This is a genomic window from Flavobacterium sp., assembly GCF_039930565.1.
Classification (GTDB): domain Bacteria; phylum Bacteroidota; class Bacteroidia; order Flavobacteriales; family Flavobacteriaceae; genus Flavobacterium.
In genome coordinates, this window is the sequence record NZ_JBDTTP010000055.1 from 1 (window position 1) to 22181 (window position 22181).

Sequence of the window (22181 nt, forward strand, 5' to 3'; positions counted from 1 at the left end):
GTTCATAGTATGGTTGACTTTTTTTTATTACTTAAAATTTCCGGTGCAGGCGATGAACTTCAGGGTATCAAACGAGGCATTATGGAAATGGCCGATGCCATTGTCATCAACAAAGCGGATGGCGATAATATAAAAAAAGCCAATTTAGCTAAAGTTGAATTTAATAGAGCTTTGCATTTATTCCCTTCCAAAAAATCAAGCTGGCAGCCAAAAGTCACGACTTGCAGTTCCATCACAAAAGAAGGAATTCCTGAAGTTTGGAAAACAATTTCAGATTATTTTAAACATACAAAAGAAAATAATCATTTTACAGAAAACAGAAAAGATCAGAATTATTTTTGGATGATAGAAACTATCAATGAACAACTGAAAAACAATTTCTACAATCAGCCGGAAATTATTTCGCAATTGGAAGCAACCAAAAAAGCGGTGCAAAATAATGAAATATCACCTTTTGCAGCCGCTCAGTTTTTATTGAACGAATATAAAAAAAGCTTATAATTCTTTTTTCAAATTCATTTATTTTACATTAATTGAAATTGTATAAGCCTCTTCACTTTCCTGAATAGCATATTTACCAGGAATTAAAATATCTGAATTGAATTTTAAAGATTTAACTAATTCCGGTTGTATAGTCTGTCCTTCAGGTATTACATAAACTTCTCCATTTCGTAATAATACTTTTTTATGTTCTTCCGTTAAAGCACTTTTTTGAATTTCTATAATAAAATTTCCTTTTTCATTTGTAACACGTACTGGCGTTCCGTCAGAGTCTGGCTTTGCAAAGCCCCATATGTAACGAACAAAATTACAAAACCCTTCTGGCTGGCTGCAGTCAATATTATGCGCTCCCCAATCTCGCACAATAACTCCTTCATAATGAGGTAAATATCTTTTAGTATTTACCTGATTTTGCTGCTCTGTGTTTAATAACTCAGTATTTGGATTTTCAACAGGCTCAGGTTCTGCATTGCAACCGATAAAAAAAGCTGCAAACACAAAAACTAACATTACTCTTTTTATTTTTCCAAACATTAAATATGAAGTCGATAATACTTCAGATTCTTTTAAAATTAGTTGTACATTTTTCATAATAAATATAATTTAATTGCCCCTACTCTATTACTGGCTTTTCAGGTTACGCCTTTTGGTTTATTGTATATCAATTAAATTATTTTTTTGTTACCCTTTCGTTTGAATTTTAATACAAAAAAAAGCTGTTAAGTATGAAATTACACCTAACAGCTTTTTTTATAAATAAATTGAAACCTATTTTTTCGTATCTCTAAGCTTGTACTTATTTTGTTTATACAAATTGCCCGCAGTGATAACATGTGCCAAAGCATCTTTTGCTAGTTCTTCGTTTAATTTAACGGGAAGTAAAGTTGTATCGTTTTTAATTTCGAATTGCAGCGGTTTCAAATTGGGCTGCATAATCACCACCTGATTTTCGACTCTAAATGCATTGATATCATTAAATTGCATAATAGATCTTCCCTGAGTTTTTGCATCTAACTGATTTAGATTTCTCCCAACCATTGGTGTTTCAAAAGAAAGTCCCAAATAACTCAATAATGTGGGCGGAATATCAATCTGGCTGGCTAATTTACTATATGAAATTCCTTTTGGAACTCCCGGTCCCAATATTAAAGCCGGAATATGGAATTTGTTTATTGGCACTAAATTCTTTCCGTATGTTCTGGTATTGTGATCCGCAATTACAATGAAAACAGTGTTTTTAAAATAAGCCTCTTTTTTTGCCATTTCGAAGAATTTTCCAATCGAAAAATCAGCATATTTCATGGCATTATTTACTGTTGCGGGTTTCTTGTCGTATCCCTTAATTCTTCCTTCCGGATATTCAAAAGGTTCATGATTAGAAGTTGAAAACATTAAAGAGAAAAATGTTTTATCCCCTTTTGCCTTAAAATAATTATTTGCTTTCGTTACCAAATCTTCATCTGAATACCCCCAGGTTCCTTTGAAAGCATATTTTTTTCCATCACCATCAAAATCTTCCTGATCAACAATATCTTCAAAACCATTTCCATTAAAAAAGGAAGCCATATTGTCAAAATTAGCCATTCCTCCGTAAATAAAACTGGTATCATATCCTTTTTGCTTTAAAGCACCCGCCAATGTAAAAAAACCTTGTTGCGAATTTCCAAGTTTTACAACACTTTCTGATGGTGAAGGCAAAAATCCGGTTACAACCGCTTCAATTCCGCGAACGCTTCGGGTCCCTGTGCAATATAAATTCGTGAATAACAAACCTTCTTTCGATAATTTGTCAAATTCGGGAGTTAGTGGTTTTCCACCCAAAATCCCAACATATTCTGCTCCTAAACTCTCCTGTAGAAAAATCACCAGATTGTATGGTTTTTTCATAACAGAATCAGGCTGCTGTAGATGCAAAAACGGAATTTCAGCATTCGTAAAATCATTCGGACCTCCCATCATGTATTTTTTTACACGCGCAATTGCTTCGGCCTCATCCATTTTGCCATACATCTTGGTATTGCCTTCGTTTTTAATCGAATAAGCAGCAAATGCAACGGTATAAAATGAATTTAAACCTAAAGTATTGGTTAGCTGATCAGTTGAAAAAACAGCATTACTGGCATTAATGGGACGTTTTGAAGTAAGACTTGAACGGGCTCCAAAAAACAACAAAAAAGCTACTAATGGAAAAAACATCAATTTGAATTTATAGTCGACACTTTTTGTATGAAAATATTTTTTTCCTTTCTTAAAGGCGAAATAGAGCACTACACCTAAAATTAAAAAAGTAATAATGATAGAAGTCAGGTAGCTTTTTAAAAGCATTCCAACTACTTCTTTAGGATAAATAAGATAATCCAGAAAAATCTTATTCGGACGCGTATCGTATTGTTTTACAAAATCCGGGGTTGCCAATTCTACAAAAAGAATCAGAAAAAGAAATAAAAAGCTATAAATTACTAAAAACGAATTAGTGAATCGTAACCATTTATTGGGTAAAAAAGTAATTAAAACAGCAGGCAGAAAAGACAAATAACACAGTAAAATCAGATCCATTCGAAGACCGATTGGAAAAATATACCAGAAATTGGGTGTTTCGACAACTCTGTCTTTAAAAATAAAAAATAAAAATATCCTACTTAAGGTAGTGATTAGCAATCCGATTACAATAAAATTAAAAATCGGTTTTAAAAAACGTAGTTTTTTCATTAGGTGGTTTTGGTTGAGATACACTTAGAGACGTTTACTTTGAGTTTCTACTCTTCGTAACGTTTTATTTCTCTGTCATAAAACTCATTAGCCAAGACAATCAGCCCTTCCATTTCAGAATTTAATTCGGCTTCGTCAAGATCTTCTGCTTCTTCCATAAACTCTACCTCATCATCTTTTAAATTGATAATAAATCTTGGGTAATCAAGGTGAACGATGAAAATATCATCCGGGAAATCAGTATTGTCTCCGAGTAAAAATTTAGGTAATTCCATTTTGTTTTATTTTAGGCTTCAAATTTAAGTATTTGTAACCGAATTATTAATTAATCTTTTGGTTAAGTAATGAAAGCGAATGTACAAAAATACTGCTGCAGAAGTTAGCCCGGCCAAAAGTCCGATCCAGACTCCTTCAGCTTTCCATGAAGTATATTCTCCCAAATAATAGGAAATCGGGAAACCAATGACCCAGTACGCCACAAAAGTAATATACATAGGAACTTTTACATCCTGTAATCCGCGCAAAGCTCCAAGAACAACAACCTGAATTCCGTCAGAAATTTGAAATACAGCTGCAATTAAAAGTAGTTTTGATGCAATACTGATTACTTCATTATTATCCAGTATTTGCCCTTCATTTTCCATGTTTAAAAAAAAAGGAGGCAGTAAATTATGGAAAGCGATAAATAGTATTGCAAAAACGGTTTCTATTATAATCGCGAGCAAAAAAATAGATCGTGCCACGACTACTAATTTTTTATAATCCTGTAATCCTCTTTGATTACTAACTCTGATCATTGAAGTAACACTTAATCCCATTGCAAACATAAAAGTTATCGAAGCCAGACTTAAGGCAATTTGATTCGCAGCCTGACTGGTTTTGCCTATATTTCCGCAAAGCCAGATAGAAGCTGTAAACAAGACGACTTCAAAAAGCATTTGCATGGCGGATGGAAATCCGATATTTATTATTTTTTTTATCGTTTCTTTCTTAATTTCATCAAAACTGAAATCCTTGAAAAATCGTTTCAGATCATTTCTTCGGGACAACATAATATGCATGAACATGACTAAAAATATCCTGGAAATTACAGTTCCTAAAGCTGCTCCGATAATTCCCATTTTAGGAAAAATCCAAATACCATAAATCAATACATAATTAATTCCTACATGCAGCAAATTGGCCATAACCATAGCGTACATCGAATATTTGGTCATCGATAATCCGTCAGCAAATTGTTTATACCCCTGATAGATAATTAAAGGAATCAGCGAGAAAGCAACCCAGTCAAGATAAGGCTTTGCAAGTGCAATAACATCTGCCGGCTGATGCAGCAACTCCATTATTGGTTTTGCCAACACAACTGTTCCGAACAGGGTTAATCCTAAAATGGTACACAAAAATAAACCATGATGAAAGGCAGACCTAATTTTACTGTCGTTTTTCTCCGCATCACCTTCAGCGACGATTGGCGTAATGGCTGTAGAAAATCCAATTCCTAACGACATCGCGATAAATATCATACTGTTTCCCAAAGAAACTGCTGCTAATTCAGTACTTCCTAATTTACCCACCATTATATTATCCACCATACCTATTAAGGTATGCCCAACCATTCCTAATATAACAGGATAAGCTAATCTTAAATTATAGGAAAACTCTTTTGTATACTGCGCTAATTTCAATTTTCTCAATTTTTAAGTGGGCAAAGATAACGAGAACGCTTTTTAATTCCTGCAGAATCATTAAATTATAACTCATTTAGAATAGTATTTTGCACAAACCTCAGCATTATATAACTATTAGAAAAAATTCTATAACATTATATCAAAACACTAATAATACTTTTACACCATAATAATCATTAAAAATAAAAATTAGAATGAAAAACTTAAAAAACCTCAGAACACTATTTTTTGCAGCGTTTGCATTAGCTCTTACAAGTACAACTTTTGCTCAAAGTACTGAAGCTACCAACTATAATCAAGGATTTAAATTAGGATTTGGTGTAAGTGCAGGAATTCCGACTGATGGTGATGATTACGATTGGGCTCTTGGAGGTGATGTAAGATTACAATACGATTTATCTAAAAGAACATCTTTAACGCTAACAACTGGTTTTACTAATTTATTTGTTGGAGATGATTTACCAGATTTAGGATTTATTCCTGCAAAAGCTGGTTTCAAAGCTTTCTTTTGGGAAGATCAATTTTATGTAATGGGAGAAGTAGGTGCTGCTTTTGCAGTAACTAACGATTACAACGAAACTTCTTTATTATGGGCTCCAAGTATTGGATATGCAGGTAAAAATATTGATATCAGTGTAAAATATGAGGATTATGACAAATTCGAAACTAATCAGATTGCACTTCGTGTAGCGTATGGTTTTGATTTGTAAAATAAAAACTTATTTTATATTTTGAATTAGTAAACCCGACAGATTTAAGAATCTGTCGGGTTTTATATTGTAAACTATTTTGGTTTCTAACTCTCGCTCAATTGCTTTTTATACATTTCAAAATTGGCTTTTATTTTGTCATCCAGTTCCGGTTCTTTTATGTCTGTATGTTTCTGCATCTCTTCCCAAATGATTTTCGCTACAATATAACGTGCCATTTCTTTATCATCTGCCGGAATTACATACCAGGGTGCATAATCTGTAGAAGTTTCATTTATGGCTTCTTCATAATATTTTTGATATTCATCCCAATGCTCTCTTTCTTTCAGATCTCCGGGAGAGAATTTCCAATTGTGTTTTCCTTCTTCTAAACGGCGTAATAATCGTTCACGTTGTTCTTCTTTACTTAAGTGCAGAAAAAATTTCATTACAATGATTCCGTTGGATGTAATATGCTTTTCAAAGTTATTAATTTGTTTAATTCTATTCTTCCAAAATTTAGGTGTTATATCTTTTACTGAATTAATCCCGGGTAAATTCTCTGCCAGAATAAATTCCGGATGCACGCGTGTTACCAAAACATTCTCGTAATGCGTACGGTTAAAAATGGCAAATTTTCCTTTTTCAGGCAAAGCAATATAATGTCTCCACAAATAATCGTGTTCTAATTCGGTCGAATTGGGTGTTTTAAAACTATGCACCACTACCCCACGAGGGTTAAATTCCTTAAAAACTTCCCTGATCAGACTGTCTTTTCCGGAAGTATCCATTCCCTGAAGGCAAATTAAAACACCATATTTGTTATGTGAATACATTACATCCTGCAAATCGCTCAGTTTTGCCTGAACTTTATCCAGTTTTTCCTCTTTTTCATCATCACTTGCTTCAATTTTAAGCGAAGTTGGAGTCTTGGACAACTTTATTTTATCTGTAACTTTAAAATCATTTGGATCTATAGATTTCATATATGTAAATTTTATTTTTGATTGGTCATATATGGGATCGCTATGAATTTTTTTGTTTCCACAAACTTTTATTATACCAGCGATTTCATATATTTCATTTTTTTGTAATAGTAAATATAGTATTTTTACGAAGCATATTCCTGCTATTCATTGCAATACTTTTTCAATAAATTGTTTTTCCTAAGCCATAAAAAAGCTTACGCTGGTCGCTTTATTATGTCAGGAAAAAATTCAATTTCTTATCAAAGTATTTTCATTGCTATCAGGGCTAGGATTCAGTATTCAAAAGAGCATTTATTTTCGCTAGACAAATTTAATTTCTAATGAACAAAATATTCCTAATACTTTTTTTCTTCTGTTTAAATCAAACTTTTTGTCAAAATAAAGATGAAGATTCTGAACAGAAGATTCAGCATAAAATTTACAGTAAATGTTTTGAGAGCCTGAAACCAATCTCAGAAATAGAAAATCATCAACCTTTGAAAATTATATCTTTTTGTAGTTTATTAGAATGCGTTATGGGTTTTGAATATGCAAAAGACGAAAAAACCATTCAGGATGCAATTTCAAAAAGAGCTGTCGAAATATCAGTTCTTCTTTATAATGAAGGAACTCCGGTATATTTAACAAGCGGAATGGATAGTTCATATGAAGCTTAAAAGAAAAACTAAAACATAATTGACGACAATAATTTAGTGTATATTTCAGTTGCAGAATGTTTATCAACAAGTTCCTTACAAACAATAAAAAAAATTATCAACGAACAAACTTTAAAATTAATTAAAAAAAAATAAGTCTTAATTCCAATTCAAAGACTTCAAAACAACATTCATGGAAAAATTCACATTAGAAATAGTATTTCAAATCATCGGAATCGGTTCGGCATCCGGATTGTTCTTCAATAACGATTCCCTTTATATTATTGGCGACAACAGCGGTTTTTTATACGAATACAACATCCAGGATCAGCAATTAAGCCATCATCCCTTAATCGATAATCCGTCGCAAAACATTCCCAAAAAAATCAAACCCGATTTTGAGTCCATAACGCATCATAACGATACTTTATATGTTTTTGGTTCCGGCTCAACCGAAAACCGAAACAGAATGATTGAATTCGATTTGAAAACCAAAACCATTTCACAAAAAAACGATCTGGTTGATTTGTATGCCCTGATGCAAAGTTTCGGAGAGATCAAACCTGAAGATTTCAATCTGGAAGGTGCTATTTTTGATGGTGAAAACTGGTATTTATTCAATCGCGGCAACGGAATATCCAACAAAAACACCATTTTTACTATTCATGCCAAAAAACTTAATGAGGAATTTGCATTGGTGGCAACCAATTATAAATTACCTAAAATAAAAGGCGTTCGTTCCAGTTTTACCGATGCAATTTTGGTTGAAGATAAAATCTATTTTCTTGCAACGGCCGAAGATACACAATCAACTTACGATGACGGCGAAGTTCTTGGAAGCTTCATTGGAAGAATTGATCTTAAAACCATGAAAATCGATTTTACCCAAAAAATCACTTCAACCAATAAATTTGAAGGATTGACTTTCTACAAAAAATCAAATGATAAAATTGAGTTTTTACTTTGCGAGGATAATGACACGGAGCTTTTAGAAACTAAGATTTATAAATTAATTCTGCCAATTAAATAAATGCCCAACAATACAAATTCAACCAAAAATCATATAGTAATAGTCGGTATACTAATTTCTATATTACTTCCATTTCTGGCTATTCTTTCCTCCTATCTATTCAAGCAAACCGGATTTACAGGTGAAATCAAATTCTTCATCTCGAGAATTTGTATCTGGTTCTCATTACTTTTATTATTTCTTTATAATTACAAAATAGAGAAATTACCATTCCTTTTATGGACAGAAAAACAATATTCGTTTTCCCCTTTCGTAATTGCAGTTTTTGAAACATTCCTTAAACTATTTATTGCAGTTATTATTGTTGGCAGCATCATTTTACTGTTTAAAATTAAGGTAGAAAGTGTAGTGCTGAATAAAGCTTTGGCGCTTTTTAAAAATAATTATTTTCTGCTGTTTTTTACCTGCGTAACTGCTGGCATTACCGAGGAATTATTTTTTCGCGGATATCTTTTGCCCAGATTAGCAATAGTACTTAAAAATACAAAACTGGCTATAGTATTGTCAAGTCTTCTTTTTGGACTTATGCATTATGGTTACGGAACTTTGTTTCAAATGATTGGTCCGGCAGTTATTGGATTAGTACTTGCGTTTCAATATCAAAAATACCAAAACATCAAAATGGTAATTCTTTGTCATTTTCTATGGGATCTTCTTCTTTTGTCCATAAAAACAAGTTAAAATAAATCACTCATTACAAGTCTTTTACATTGTAAATTAATTTATTTTTACATTTATTTCAATTCGATCCCAACCTTTTTCATTTTTTATCTCTCTTTAGTATAAAGACAATCACTGTGATAAACGAAACACTAATTTCTAATTGCAAAAAAATGAACCGGGATGCCCAGCGTCAGGTTTATGAGCATATGGCTCCAAAATTGTATCGTCTTTGCAAACGATATCTAAAAAAGGAAGAAGAAATTGAAGAAGCTTTGGCAGATGCTTTCTACACTATTTTCACTAAACTGGATCAACTTAAAGAAGAGAAAGCTTTTGAAGCCTGGTCAAGGAAAATAACCGTCAATCACTGTTTGGCAACTATTAAGAAACATACCAATTTCAACATGTATCTTGATGATGTCAAATTGCTGTCACAACCTTTTACAGATGAAATAAATTCGCTGGAAGAAGAAGATTTACTCAATTTACTCAACCATATTCCCGACGGCTGCAAAACCGTTTTCAATCTTTTTGTTATTGAAGGTTTTGCACATAAGGAAATAGCCAACATGCTTAACATCTCTGAAGGGACTTCAAAATCACAATTGAATGCGGCTAAAACCAAGCTGAAGGAATTAGTAAACAAATTGTATTATCAAAAAGCAAAGTAGTCATGGACAATCAGGATAAAATATTCGATAAATTTAAAGAAGCCGCGCACAACTCGGAACAAAAGGACTTTCCTGCAATGGATAAAGTCTGGTCGCGCGTTGAAGATAAACTGGACAAAAAAGAAGACAAAAAAACCATCTCGTTATGGAAAAAAATAGCCATTGCCGCTTCTCTGTTACTATTGATTTCTCTTGGATCACAGTTTTTAAGATCCGATAAGAAAAATACAATTCAGAATCAGGATGTTGTAGTTAATGAAAAAGATATTCAAAATAAAGCCTCAAAAAAAGACAATGCTGTTGTAGCAAAAGAAGCTGAAATAGTTTCCCAGGCTGAAGCAACTGAAATCTTAAATAATCAAATTAGGCAAAAACAAAAAGTAGCCTTTCAGGAGATCCAAATCCAGAATGCTGAACCAATAGGAACCGGAACTTCAGATATGATGGCAGATGAAGTTTATAACCCCGCGCCTGTTCAAACCCAAGCTGAAAATGATGAAGAAGAAAATTCAGCCGCAAAAGGAAAAATGGAAATGATGAATGGCTATTCAGAATCAAAAGAAAAAGAATCTGCTAAAGTCGCTTTTGCTGCCAAACAATCTCAAATGGTTAAAAAGAGTGCTCCATTGGTGATTCTTAACGGCAACGCCATTGCTCATAAAGACGATGCAAAAAGGGATAAAATGATGCAGGATGAACTTCCTAATTTAAGTCCCGAAAATGTAGAATCGCTGGTTGTATTAGATGAACCTTTATATATTATTGACGGAATTTATTATTCAGAGAATGATCTGTTCGGCAATAATCCAACAAGTCCTTACGCTCCTTTGAACAAGCAGGAAATCAAAACCATTACGATTCTTCAGGATCTTGAAGCCACATCTAAATACGGCGAAAAAGGAAAAAAAGGAGTTGTAATTATCACCACAAAAAACGGAAAACCGGCTTTGAAAAAATAGCCAAAACCACAACATTAATTTAAAATCTTACTATCATGAAAAACGTAAAACTTATTTCATTAGCCCTTTCTATGCTTATATGTTTCGTAACAGCTGCACAGGAAAAAACAATTACAGGAATGGTTGCAGATGAAAACAGACAACCACTTCCAGGTGCGAATGTTACCAATCAGAACTCTAAACAAACCACTCAAACCAATTTTGATGGAAAGTACAGCATTCAGGCACAAAAAGGAGATCTCTTGATTTTTAATTACATTGGGTATGAAACTCAAAGACAAAAAGTAGAAAACGCAACAACGATAAATATCAAACTGCTTCCTGCTTTTCAAAGTCTGAATGAAGTTGTCGTTGTAGGTTACGGAACCAGTTCTGACGAATATGAAAACAATAACTACAGCCCATCAAAACGAAAAGAAAAAAAAACTTCTGCTCAAATGCTTCAGGGCACAATTGCGGGTATTCAGGTTTCTCAAAATAGCCCATATACACCAAGCCCTGTAACTATTAGGGGTGTTGCCACAATTTCATCTAAAAATGAGCCTTTGTATATTATTGATGGCGTTCGGGCAAATGCAGATCAAATTGCTCAAATCAATCCGAATGACATTAAAGATGTCAAAGTTTTAAAAGATTCAGAATCAACTTCTGTTTATGGAAGTAAAGGTGCAAACGGCGTTGTTGTGATAGCTACTAAAAATGATCTTTATAAAAATCTTACGGAAAAAGAACTGAATACCAAATTAAAACACATTGATCCTATTCTGCCTGAACAAGTAAATCAGGAAGATTATGATACTTTCATTGAGAATGCTTTTGAAAGTCCGAAAACGGCTCCGCTTTCTACTTTTTCTATTGATGTTGATAATGCATCTTATACGAATGTGAGACGTTTTATCAATAACGGGCAAGCAGTTCCAAAAGATGCAGTTCGTGTTGAGGAAATGGTTAATTTCTTCAAATACAATTATCCACAGCCAAATGACCAGCATCCATTTTCTATCAATACTGAGTTGAGTGATTCTCCGTGGAACGCTAAAAGCCAGGTTTTAAAAATTGGCTTGCAGGGAAAAAATATTCCGACAGATGATTTACCGGCTTCCAATTTAGTATTCCTAATTGATGTTTCAGGTTCCATGAGCGAACCTAACAAATTACCATTATTAAAGCAATCCCTGAAAATATTAGTAAATGAATTACGAACAAAAGATAAAGTGGCAATCGTTGTTTATGCAGGAGCGGCAGGATTGGTTTTATCTCCAACATCCGGAGACGAGAAAAAAACAATTGTAGAGGCTTTAGATAAATTGAGTGCAGGTGGAAGTACTGCCGGTGGAGCCGGAATTAATCTGGCTTATAAAATTGCTTCTGAAAATTTTATTAAAAACGGAAATAACAGAGTTATACTTGCCACGGATGGTGATTTTAATGTTGGCGGTTCTTCCAATACAGATATGGAAAAATTAATTGAAGAAAAGAGAAAATCAGGCGTTTTCCTGACTTGTCTGGGTTATGGAATGGGAAATTATAAAGACAGTAAAATGGAAACCTTAGCGGATAAAGGAAACGGAAATTACGCTTATATCGATAATATACAGGAAGCGAATCGTTTTCTTGGCAAAGAATTTAAAGGTTCGATGTTTGCCATTGCAAAAGATGTAAAAATTCAGATTGAGTTTAATCCCAAACAAGTTCAGGCGTATCGATTGATTGGTTATGAAAATAGAAAATTGCGCCCTGAAGATTTTAAAAATGATGCCATTGATGCAGGAGAATTAGGAAGTAATCATACCGTTACGGCTTTGTATGAAATTATTCCCTCAGGAATTCAAAGCGATTATTTAAAACAACAGCCTGATGATTTAAAATATACCAAAGTTCAGGAAACTTCCAATACTTATAATGGAGAACTGGCGACCATAAAATTCCGCTACAAAAAGCCTGACGGAGATAAAAGTATCGAAATGGTGAATGTAATTCCAAACAAATCAGTCGCTTTGGAAAAAGCAACAGAAGATTTTAAATTCAGCAGTGCCGTTGCCTGGTTCGGATTAAAATTAAGGGATTCTAAATTAATCTCGAATAAATCATCAGAAGATATTTTGAAATTAGCAAAACAAGGATTGACAAACGATAGCGAAGGCTACAAAGCCGAATTTATTCGCCTTGTTGAAGCCGTAAAACTGGATTATTAACAACTATTTCTTTACATTTGAATTTGATTATAAACACAAAAATTATAATAAACTAATATCAATCAATTTCAAATAAAATTTCATGAATCCTATTTTAAATCAGAATCTCTTTCTTGTAAAAGAACACATCGGAATGTTTAAGGCGGCTAATAATTATGATATTTATGATCCTGCCAGCAATCAGATTATTATGAATTGCAGAGAGAATAGTTTAGGCATTTTTACTAAAATATTACGTTTTACCGATTATAAAAGAATGACACCTTTTAATGTTGAAATTACCACTGCATCCGGTGAAAAATTAATTTCGGTAAAACGTGGCGTTGCTTTATTTCGCTCAACGGTTCATGTTTTTGATGAAAAAGAAAGATTAGTGGGGACTTTCAAACAGAAATTTTTCTCTTTTGGAGGAAGATTTGAAATTCTTGATAAAAATGAAAGACCCGTTTGTACGCTGCAGGGAAAATGGACCGGTTGGGATTTTAAATTCACACATGAAAATAAGCAATTGGCCCAGGTAAATAAAAAATGGGCCGGAATGGGTAAAGAATTTTTTACCAGTGCTGACAATTATGTTCTTCAGATTGAAGAAGCTGTAGCAGCAGATTCTCCAATCAGACAATTAATTCTCGCAGCTGTTATGTGTATTGATATGGTTTTGAAAGAATAAAAAGTTGTTAAACTTAGTTTAAGAAAATAGCTATAAGCATCATTTTAGTTTACAAAAGCAGTATTTTTGTATATTATCAAAATGATGCTTTTTTGTATTTTTAAATATTAATCATGACAGACTTAAAAAATAAAAATGCCCTTATTACGGGAGCCGGGAAAGGAATAGGAAAAGCGATTGCCATTGCTTTAGCCAAAGAAGGCGTAAACGTAATTCTGGTTTCAAGAACCCAGTCCGATGTTGATCAGCTGGCAATTGAAACTTCTAATTTAGGTGTACGATCCTTAGCTTTATCTGCTGATGTTTCGGATATCAGTTCCATCAATAAAGCTGTTGCAACAGCTTTATCTGAATTCAAAACTATCGACATTTTAATCAACAATGCCGGAATTGCTTCTTTTGGGAAATTTCTTGAATTAGAACCCGAAGCGTGGGAAAAAATCATTCAGGTCAATTTAATGGGAACTTATTACACGACCCGTGCCATCTTGCCCAATATGATCGAAAGACAAACTGGCGACATCATCAATATTTCCTCTACAGCGGGATTAAACGGGAATGCATTTACAAGCGCTTATAGTGCTTCAAAATTTGCTGTTATGGGATTAACGGATTCTTTAATGCAGGAAATGAGAAAGCATAACATTCGTGTTACCGCATTAACTCCAAGTACTGTGGCAACCGACTTATCTCTGGAATTAAAACTAACTGATGGCAATCCGGAAAAAGTAATGCAATCAGAAGATGTAGCCGAATTGATAATTGCCCAGTTAAAACTAAATCGCAGGGTATTCATAAAAAGCAGCAGTATCTGGTCAACAAATCCTTAATTAAAATTTAGACATCAAATGGAACAATATTTAAGGCAATTGATTTCAATTGCATTTACAGACAAAAAAGAAATCTTTACCGGTTTCCTGATCGATTACTCAGATGATTGGATTCTACTCAAAAACAACCCTATTGATTTTGTAATTGACGGTTTTGTAATTTTAAAAAACAAAAACATCGAAGCCATCGAAAGAGACGAAGAATTGGAATTTAATGAGAAAGTGATTCGCCTGAAAGGTTTAAAAACAAATTCGGAAGACATCATTCCGATTAGGGATTTAAGTACAATTCTAAATTATATCACAAACAAATACGGCATTTTTCAGATTGTCAAAAAATCTCCGAAGTCGGTTTATTTAGGAAAACTGATTGAAGTGAACGATGAAATCCTAACCATTGATTTCCTTGACATCCGGGGATCTTTTGGCGGAGAATTAAGTTTTAATCCGGAAAAAATACGGGTTATCGAATTTGATTCGGATTACATCAATTCGTTGAAATTGGTATCTGAAGAAAACCAAAAATAAATAAAATATAAAAGCCCTTGATTAAAAAGGGCTTTTATATTTTTATAAACATATGATTTAAGCTTCCGCAAATTTGTTTAAAAATTCTAAACGAACGCTTCCATCCTCGTCTATTTTTGTCAGATTGATTTGTTGCAGTGTATTAATTAATTCAGGATTCCATGGTGTTTTTACTTTGACATAATTCTCTGTAAAACCATGTATATAACCTTCTTTATTTTCACTTTCAAATAAAACAGTTCTATCTGTCCCTAACTGGCTTTCATAAAATGCACGTCGTTTTTTAACTGATAAACCACGTAACATTTTACTGCGTTTTGCTCTCACATTAGCAGGAACAACTCCGTCCATATTCGCCGCTTCTGTATTATCCCTTTCAGAATACGTAAAAACGTGCAGATAAGATATATCCATTTCATTTAAAAAATGGTACGTTTCCAGAAAATGTTCATCGGTTTCACCGGGAAATCCTACAATAACGTCAACACCAATACAGGCATGTGGCATTACTTCCCGAATCTTGTTAACTCGCTCTGTGTAAACTTCCCGCAAATAACGGCGCTTCATTAACTTTAATATAGCATTGCTACCGGATTGCAACGGAATGTGAAAATGAGGAACAAAAGTGCGGCTTTTTGAAACAAATTCAATGGTTTCGTTTTTCAATAAATTCGGTTCAATGGATGAAATTCGTAAACGCTCAATTCCTTCAACCTGATCCAATGCCTGAACTAAATCAAGGAAAGTATGTTCGTGTTTTTTATTTCCAAATTCCCCTTTTCCGTAATCACCAATATTCACACCGGTTAAAACAATCTCTTTAATATTTTGGGATGAAATTTCTTTGGCATTCTCCAATACATTCTCCAAGGCATCACTACGTGAAATTCCTCTTGCAAGCGGAATGGTACAATAGGTACATTTATAATCACAACCATCCTGAACTTTCAGAAAAGCACGGGTACGATCACCTATAGAATAACTCCCTACATAAAAATCAGCTTCAGCAATTTCACAGGAGTGCACTTCACCCATATCATTTTTGCTTAAATCATGAATATAGTCGGTAATCTTAAACTTTTCTGTAGCTCCTAAAACCAAATCAACACCATCAACAGCTGCCAATTCTTCCGGTTTTAATTGTGCATAACAGCCTACAGCAGCAACAAAAGCCTTATCATTAAGTTTCATTGCTTTTTTAACTACTTGTTTAAATTGTTTATCAGCATTTTCAGTAACAGAGCAGGTATTGATAACATAAATATCAGCTACTTCCTCAAAATCAACACGATCAAAACCTTCATCATTAAAATTTCGGGCAATGGTGGAGGTTTCTGAAAAATTCAGTTTGCAACCCAGTGTGTAAAAGGCAACTTTTTTTCTGTTTTCCATAGGAATGAACTACGTTTTAAGTAGTTGATAATTATAATTTCTGTTAATTAAGAAGTCTGCAAATTTACATACAATATTCCTTAAAATAAAATCTATAATATATTAAAAATCAATATTTTGCATCAAACAAATATTAATTCAACAGCAAAAACGATCATCATTAAAACATTTAATTTCAAATCAAATCAAAAAATAATATTTACAAAAGACATAAAGCACTATAAATCAATTAAAAAAGACCCAAAAGAGTAAATAAAACGGATATAAAACATCTTTTTAAATTTTAAATCTATTTTTTTTAATATTCAATTTTGTTAACATTGATTTTAAATGTAAATTCACGCTTGAAAATTACAATGAAAATTAATTTGTAACAAAATATAAATCAGTGATAACAATTTTTAAATTCATGCGTTAGTTATTTTGTTTTTGTTTAGATTAAATTTGAAAGAATAAATGGGCAAGCCGAAAACCAATCAGAGTAGGCAAATTTTAAAAAAAATCCTCTTATGAAAGCATTTTTCCCCACAATCTGCTTAATGCTATTGACCGTTTTCAGTTCGCATTCACAAATAACGCCCAACAATGGAAATCCATTTCCAACTATCAGCACTTTGACAACATGGGCAAGTTTGAATTCTCAGTCACAATTTGATATTGCAATTCGTGCTGTTGGATTTAAATTTGAAGTAAAAGAACCAGGTGAAGGATCTACTGCATTTACTTACATAAGAAAAGTAGTGGTTAATGAAGTCAATTATACGGACCGAATTGTCTACCGAATCACAAATAATAATTCTGCCAGCATCATATCTTTAGTGACAGCTTCTACGGACTTGGTGAGTTTATACACACCACAATTGGCAACATTTAAAAACAACAACTGTAAAACGGAAATGTCTAAAGACAAAAACACCACCTGCAGCTGTTATGAAAGTGCTAATTTTGCAATCGATCTTTGCGATGAACGAGTAAAACTGACTATGGGTGATGGAAATAAATATTTTGTTTCTGTAGCGAAAAAATAATATCCCGGAACAAATCAAAATAAAAATCCCAAATTTTAAAGTTTAAAATTTGGGATTTTTTATAAAAACTATATCTTTGGATTTTTTAGTTCATACCAGGCTTCTAATTTCCCTTCATAGTCAAAAGAATTAACATAGTGAAGACCCAGTTTTTCTAAAATTTTTCTTGAGCTTTTATTTTGTTCATCCGCAGAAGCATAAAGAACTTCAATATTCATTTCATTGAAAGCATAATTTACAAAAGCCTGTCCGGCTTCTGTTGCATAACCTTTTCCCCAATATCGTTCTATAAACCGATAACCGATTTCATAAATATTGCGATGATTATTAAGTTCAGCAGTGATAAATTTTATTCCCGACCAGCCTAAAAATTCATTAGTTTCTTTTAGAATAACAGCCCAACGACCAATACCAAATTCTTTATATTGGCTCTGGATATTTTCGATTACAGCAACACTTTCATCTATAGATTCTACTGGTTTATTTCTAATAAAAAGATGTACATTCGGATTAGAGTCCAATTCAAACATTCCTTCAGCATCAGAAAAAAGTAATTCTCTCAGAATTAATCGTTCTGTTTCAATTTGTTTTTTCATGAACAAAATCATTTAGAATATATCTTTGTACAACCTCAGCAACTCCATCGTCATTGTTGGAAGCTACAATTAAATCAGCCTTGTCTCGTAATTCAGGCATAACATTGTCAACCCAAACTCCCAAACCGGCATATTCTATCATTGTGAGATCGTTTCCTGCATTTCCAACCGCTATAATTTCACTCTGGTGAATGTTTAACTTATTGGCCAACAGCTTTAGACTCGCTGCTTTATCAATTCCATTTTGGGCAACCTCCAGGAAAAAAGGCTTCGACATGGCAACGCTTAAATGAGGCATTGCTAATTTCAAATCTTTTTCTACTTCTTTCAAATAAGTAGGCTCCGCTAATAAAATACATTTTACAGCAGGTTTTGTAACTGCTGCTTTAAAATCGGAAACTTTATTATGTAATAATCCGGTAATATCTTTTTCAATGTCAATATATTCTGAATCTGTTTCGCTTATAATTTCACCATCCAGATACGTGATGATATGTGTTTTCATTTTTACACTATAATCGTATAAATCATGAATTTGTTCCGGCGTTAAACATTGCTCAAACAAAATGAGATCCTCTTTTACGGCACTGATTACAGCACCATTAAATGAAATAATATAGAATCGTTCAAATCCAACTCTAACTCTTTAGCATAAGCAGTCATTGCAGATGTAGGCCTGCCGGAAGCCAAAACCACATATACTCCTTTGGCCTGAGCTTCAAGAAGTGATTTTTTATTTAATTCTGAAATTTTATGATCGTCTCTCAACAAGGTATCATCCATGTCGAGCACCAGCATTTTGTATTGCATTATTTTCCTTCTTATTAAAATCAACTTAAATACTCATTCTGAAATCTTCAATAACCGGATTTGCTTTGGCAAAATCAGTTTCCTGAATAAATACTTCAACGGCTAAATCTGTTTGTCCAAAACCTGCTAAACGAGCCGATTGGATATTATCTTTTTTTACAGTTTCTACTCCCGCTTTTTCTAATCTTTCCTGCAAGGCAATTGCCAACACTTCACTTCCCGAAAACACCTTCATTAATCCCATAACATTCTATTTTTTTTAATTATTTTTTTTTTGTTAATGAATTATTATTCCTCTTCAATATCGCCTTCTTCTTCGTCAAGCTCTTCTTGTCCTTCTTCATCCAATTCAAAAATATAAGGTTCCAACAAGAATTTTTCGGCCAGAATTTCAATACGTTCCGTTAATTGTTCTGCAAAAATAATTCGCTGTGTTTTTGCAATACTGTTTGAAATACGCATAATTTTGGTTTCATGGCGCAATTTTAAAATTGGATCTGCATCATCCAGAATAAACATTTTCAGGCGGTTTACATTGTATCCTGCTGTTGTAAACATATCGTTCAATTTATTTGGAGTACCAATCAGAACATCAATTCCCGTAGAAATATAGTTCTTATCGTAATCCGTATCTCCTTTATCATGAACTCCATAAACTTCAAGGTTAGCATATTTTCCGTATTTAGCAAAAAGTTCTACCATTTCTAAAACCTTGGCTTTATCTTCAACAATAATTAAAGCTCTTGGAGATTCTTCTGCCTGACCTACTAATTGCTGAATAACATTCAAGACAATTGTAGTCGATTTTCCGCTTCCTGCCGGAGAAAGAACGATACAATCGGCTCCACTTTTTATGGTTGAAAAAGTTTCCTTTTGTAACATATTTGGCTCTACTAAACCATTTTCGATTAAAGCGTCCTGTAACTTTTCGTTTATTTTTTTTAGTTTCATTCTTAATGATTAAAAGATTTAAAAATTGAAAAATAGAAAATTTAAGCTTAAGCCAAATCTTTGAATCGTTCAATTTTGAAATCATTAAATTTATTTACTTGCAAACATTGTAACATCAGTTTCAGAGATTTCATTTCCACCCAGGATAATTAATCTTTCCACTACATTTCTAAGTTCACGGATATTCCCTGTCCAGTCGTATTCCTGCAATAACTGTATGGCTTTCGCCGAAAACACTTTAACCACATTCCCCTGTTCCGAAGCAATTTTCTCTGCAAAGTGTCTTACCAAATCTGGAATATCATCCCTGCGGTCATTCAATGCCGGAACCTTAATTAAAATGACCGCCAGTCTGTGGTATAAATCTTCACGAAAACGGCCTTCGGCAATTTCAGTTTTCAGATCCTTATTAGTTGCCGCTACTACCCTCACATCCACTTTGATATCCTTCTCAGCTCCCACTCTGGTAATCATACTTTCCTGAAGGGCACGTAAAACTTTGGCTTGCGCCGAAAGACTCATATCGCCAATTTCATCCAGAAAAATAGTTCCCTTATCTGCTGCTTCAAACTTTCCGGCACGATCTTTCACTGCTGATGTAAATGCGCCTTTTACGTGTCCGAATAATTCACTTTCAATTAATTCACTTGGAATCGCAGCACAATTTACTTCGATTAAAGGAAAATTGGCACGTTCGCTTTTTTCATGCAATTGATGTGCTACTAATTCTTTTCCTGTTCCGTTTGGCCCCGTTATTAAAACTCTGGCTTCGGTTTGGGCTACTTTGTCAATCATCACTTTAATATGATTGATAGCTTCACTTTCACCAACCATTTCGTAGTTCTTACTGACTTTTTTCTTTAAGATTTTATTCTCAGCTACTAGTTGTTTTTTATCCAATGCATTGCGAACAGTATTGAGTAAACGATTTAAATCAGGTGGTTTTGAGATATAGTCAAAAGCGCCTAAACGCATGGTATGAATAGCCGTTTCCATATCACCATGACCGGAAATCATGACCATCGGAATCTCCGGTTTTATTTTTTTTACTTCTTCCAAAACCTCAACACCATCCATTTTTGGCATTTTGATATCGCACAAAACCAAATCGTAATCGTTATTTTTTATTTTTTCCAGACCTGCAGCACCATCGTCGGCTTCATCAACCTGATACGTATCATTTTCTTCTGATAATATTTTTACCAAAACTCTTCTGATCGCTGCTTCGTCTTCTATAATTAATATTTTACTCATTCTTAGTAATTTTCAATTTTAAAAATTCCAAAAGACAATTATTTTGAATTTGGATTTTATTCCGATTCCTTTTAGAATTGGAATTTAATATTTAAGCCATCTGTACAATTCTTTCCAGGTTGGTTTTTTGCCGTACATTAAAATACCTACGCGGTAAATTTTGGCAGCGAACCAGACCACAAGGAAAAACGTAGCAAACAATAATGATACCGAAATTGCAATTTGCCACCACGGAACACCAAACGGAATACGCATTAACATTACAATTGGAGAAGTCAATGGAATCATTGAAAATACAACTGCAACAGTGCCATGTGGATCATTCACTACAGTGAAAAATCCAATATAAACGCTTAAGACAAGCGGCATAATAATAGGCAGAAGAAATTGCTGAGAATCAGTTTGATTGTCAACTGCCGCTCCAATTGCGGCATAAAACGAACTGTATAAAAAATAGCCTCCAATAAAATAAATTACGAAACCTATTAAAATACCCGCTATTGGTAAATTCCACAATTCGCTGATATACATTTGTGCAGAACCGGACATTTCATGTTGTGCTGATGCCATCAATTCCGGCGAAATCCTGGCTGTTGGACCAACATTTACGCCAAAAAAAGCAGAAGCTCCATACATTAATCCTAATCCAATTATTGCCCAGATTGTAAACTGTAATAATCCGGCAAGTGAAGTTCCAACGATTTTACCAATCATTAACTGAAACGGCTTTACCGATGAAATAATGATTTCAATAATTCGATTTGTTTTTTCTTCGATTACACTGCGCATTACCATATTACCATAAATGATAATAAACATCATAATAAGATAACCAAAAGCACCACCAATTCCAATTTTTATTTCATTCAGGCCTTTCAAACTCTCTTCTCCTGAGGATTTAGCCAAATGAATATTAACGGTTGCCTGTGCTTTTTGAATCGCCAAAGTATCCAGTTTCGCCTTTTCTAAATTGAGTTTTGTGATTTTTGAAGCAATAACATCCTGAGTATTTTCAATAAAATTGATACTTGGACTGTTATTTGAAATATATTCCGTTTTATTTTCTAAGTCTTCTTTTGGAATTAAGATTAAACCATCGAGATTTTCTTTGGCAATACTGTCTTTTAATGCTTTCACATCAATTTCAGATAAATTCAGGTATTTAAATTCTGCTTCTTTTTTATTCTGTTTTACAAAATCATCTGCAAATAAACCAGTTTCATCGTGAATCGCGATTCGTTTGGTTTCGGCTTTCATGGAGCTTAAATAACCAATAAATCCGGCAATTGCCACAAACAGCAAAGGACTTAAAAAAGTCATGACAACAAAAGATTTATTGCGGACTTTTGCAATAAACTCTCTTTTTATGATTAATGAAATTATACTCATTTCC

Annotated in this window: 24 protein-coding genes and 1 pseudogene; 12 read left to right on the forward strand and 13 right to left on the reverse strand. The window is 33.4% G+C overall.

The window, feature by feature from the left end; genetic code table 11:
• Window positions 1–501 (forward strand): annotated as a pseudogene (locus tag ABI657_RS13465) (methylmalonyl Co-A mutase-associated GTPase MeaB); the annotation flags it as partial.
• 18 nt (window positions 502–519) lie between these two features.
• Here the strand turns inward: ABI657_RS13465 and ABI657_RS13470 are convergent.
• From ABI657_RS13470 to ABI657_RS13485, 4 genes are all read right to left on the reverse strand, one after another.
• Entirely contained in the window at window positions 520–1092 is a 573-nt protein-coding gene (locus ABI657_RS13470; RefSeq protein ID WP_348097787.1) for a hypothetical protein, read from the reverse strand.
• Window positions 1093–1269: 177 nt separating this feature from the next.
• Window positions 1270–3210, reverse strand: a complete 1941-nt coding sequence (locus tag ABI657_RS13475; protein ID WP_348097788.1) for an LTA synthase family protein — start codon at window positions 3208–3210, stop codon at window positions 1270–1272.
• Window positions 3211–3257: 47 nt separating this feature from the next.
• Window positions 3258–3485: a hypothetical protein gene (locus ABI657_RS13480; protein WP_348097789.1), complete on the reverse strand. Its 228-nt coding sequence runs from the start codon at window positions 3483–3485 to the stop codon at window positions 3258–3260.
• Window positions 3486–3509: 24 nt separating this feature from the next.
• On the reverse strand, window positions 3510–4895 hold the full coding sequence (locus tag ABI657_RS13485; RefSeq protein ID WP_348097790.1) for an MATE family efflux transporter: 1386 nt from the start codon (window positions 4893–4895) through the stop codon (window positions 3510–3512).
• Between the two features lie 197 nt (window positions 4896–5092).
• Here ABI657_RS13485 and ABI657_RS13490 point away from each other — a divergent pair, with 197 nt between their 5' ends.
• Window positions 5093–5608 carry a hypothetical protein gene (locus tag ABI657_RS13490; RefSeq protein ID WP_348097791.1) on the forward strand — a complete coding sequence of 172 codons (516 nt, stop codon included), beginning with the start codon at window positions 5093–5095 and terminating at the stop codon, window positions 5606–5608.
• Between the two features lie 86 nt (window positions 5609–5694).
• On the opposite strand, the gene ABI657_RS13495 is transcribed toward ABI657_RS13490, so the two are convergent.
• Window positions 5695–6573 (reverse strand): PPK2 family polyphosphate kinase, encoded by an 879-nt coding sequence (locus tag ABI657_RS13495; protein ID WP_348097792.1) that lies wholly within the window; start codon window positions 6571–6573, stop codon window positions 5695–5697.
• A gap of 323 nt (window positions 6574–6896) precedes the next feature.
• Between ABI657_RS13495 and ABI657_RS13500 the strand changes: the two genes are divergently transcribed.
• The 9 genes from ABI657_RS13500 to ABI657_RS13540 all read left to right on the forward strand — a co-directional run bounded on the left by ABI657_RS13500 (window position 6897) and on the right by ABI657_RS13540 (window position 14757).
• Entirely contained in the window at window positions 6897–7232 is a 336-nt protein-coding gene (locus ABI657_RS13500) for a hypothetical protein (RefSeq protein ID WP_348097793.1), read from the forward strand.
• A 172-nt stretch (window positions 7233–7404) separates the two neighbouring features.
• Complete coding sequence (locus ABI657_RS13505; protein ID WP_348097794.1) at window positions 7405–8241, forward strand: hypothetical protein; 837 nt, start codon at window positions 7405–7407, stop codon at window positions 8239–8241.
• Window positions 8242–8922 carry a type II CAAX endopeptidase family protein gene (locus ABI657_RS13510; RefSeq protein ID WP_348097795.1) on the forward strand — a complete coding sequence of 227 codons (681 nt, stop codon included), beginning with the start codon at window positions 8242–8244 and terminating at the stop codon, window positions 8920–8922.
• Between the two features lie 152 nt (window positions 8923–9074).
• Window positions 9075–9575: a sigma-70 family RNA polymerase sigma factor gene (locus ABI657_RS13515; protein WP_348097796.1), complete on the forward strand. Its 501-nt coding sequence runs from the start codon at window positions 9075–9077 to the stop codon at window positions 9573–9575.
• Between the two features lie 2 nt (window positions 9576–9577).
• A complete protein-coding gene (locus ABI657_RS13520; protein ID WP_348097797.1) occupies window positions 9578–10534 on the forward strand; it encodes a hypothetical protein in 957 nt (318 codons plus the stop codon).
• A gap of 35 nt (window positions 10535–10569) precedes the next feature.
• Window positions 10570–12729, forward strand: coding sequence for a von Willebrand factor type A domain-containing protein (locus ABI657_RS13525; protein WP_348097798.1), 2160 nt, complete (start codon window positions 10570–10572; stop codon window positions 12727–12729).
• 82 nt (window positions 12730–12811) lie between these two features.
• Entirely contained in the window at window positions 12812–13399 is a 588-nt protein-coding gene (locus ABI657_RS13530) for a phospholipid scramblase-related protein (RefSeq protein WP_348097799.1), read from the forward strand.
• Window positions 13400–13512: 113 nt separating this feature from the next.
• Window positions 13513–14229 (forward strand): 3-ketoacyl-ACP reductase, encoded by a 717-nt coding sequence (locus ABI657_RS13535; RefSeq protein ID WP_348097800.1) that lies wholly within the window; start codon window positions 13513–13515, stop codon window positions 14227–14229.
• Between the two features lie 18 nt (window positions 14230–14247).
• Window positions 14248–14757, forward strand: a complete 510-nt coding sequence (locus tag ABI657_RS13540; RefSeq protein WP_348097801.1) for a hypothetical protein — start codon at window positions 14248–14250, stop codon at window positions 14755–14757.
• Window positions 14758–14814: 57 nt separating this feature from the next.
• On the opposite strand, the gene mtaB is transcribed toward ABI657_RS13540, so the two are convergent.
• Complete coding sequence (gene mtaB / locus ABI657_RS13545) at window positions 14815–16149, reverse strand: tRNA (N(6)-L-threonylcarbamoyladenosine(37)-C(2))-methylthiotransferase MtaB (protein WP_348097802.1); 1335 nt, start codon at window positions 16147–16149, stop codon at window positions 14815–14817.
• A gap of 509 nt (window positions 16150–16658) precedes the next feature.
• On the opposite strand from mtaB, the gene ABI657_RS13550 reads away from it, so the two are divergent.
• Window positions 16659–17177 carry a hypothetical protein gene (locus tag ABI657_RS13550; RefSeq protein ID WP_348097803.1) on the forward strand — a complete coding sequence of 173 codons (519 nt, stop codon included), beginning with the start codon at window positions 16659–16661 and terminating at the stop codon, window positions 17175–17177.
• A 68-nt stretch (window positions 17178–17245) separates the two neighbouring features.
• Here ABI657_RS13550 and ABI657_RS13555 read toward each other — a convergent pair whose 3' ends face one another.
• From ABI657_RS13555 to ABI657_RS13585, 7 genes are all read right to left on the reverse strand, one after another.
• Entirely contained in the window at window positions 17246–17773 is a 528-nt protein-coding gene (locus ABI657_RS13555) for a GNAT family N-acetyltransferase (RefSeq protein ID WP_348097804.1), read from the reverse strand.
• Window positions 17757–18338 carry an HAD hydrolase family protein gene (locus tag ABI657_RS13560; RefSeq protein ID WP_348097805.1) on the reverse strand — a complete coding sequence of 194 codons (582 nt, stop codon included), beginning with the start codon at window positions 18336–18338 and terminating at the stop codon, window positions 17757–17759. The genes ABI657_RS13555 and ABI657_RS13560 overlap by 17 nt, the downstream gene beginning before the upstream one ends.
• Before the next feature lie 26 nt (window positions 18339–18364).
• Complete coding sequence (locus tag ABI657_RS13565; RefSeq protein WP_348097806.1) at window positions 18365–18583, reverse strand: HAD hydrolase family protein; 219 nt, start codon at window positions 18581–18583, stop codon at window positions 18365–18367.
• A 25-nt stretch (window positions 18584–18608) separates the two neighbouring features.
• Window positions 18609–18827: a DUF2007 domain-containing protein gene (locus ABI657_RS13570; RefSeq protein WP_294932018.1), complete on the reverse strand. Its 219-nt coding sequence runs from the start codon at window positions 18825–18827 to the stop codon at window positions 18609–18611.
• Between the two features lie 44 nt (window positions 18828–18871).
• The gene (locus ABI657_RS13575; protein ID WP_348097807.1) at window positions 18872–19534 is read right to left on the reverse strand and encodes a DEAD/DEAH box helicase; all 663 of its coding nucleotides are present in this window, start codon (window positions 19532–19534) and stop codon (window positions 18872–18874) included.
• A 90-nt stretch (window positions 19535–19624) separates the two neighbouring features.
• On the reverse strand, window positions 19625–20788 hold the full coding sequence (locus tag ABI657_RS13580) for a sigma-54 dependent transcriptional regulator (RefSeq protein WP_348097808.1): 1164 nt from the start codon (window positions 20786–20788) through the stop codon (window positions 19625–19627).
• Between the two features lie 84 nt (window positions 20789–20872).
• Entirely contained in the window at window positions 20873–22177 is a 1305-nt protein-coding gene (locus ABI657_RS13585; RefSeq protein ID WP_348097809.1) for an ABC transporter permease, read from the reverse strand.
• Between the last annotated feature and the right edge of the window lie 4 nt (window positions 22178–22181).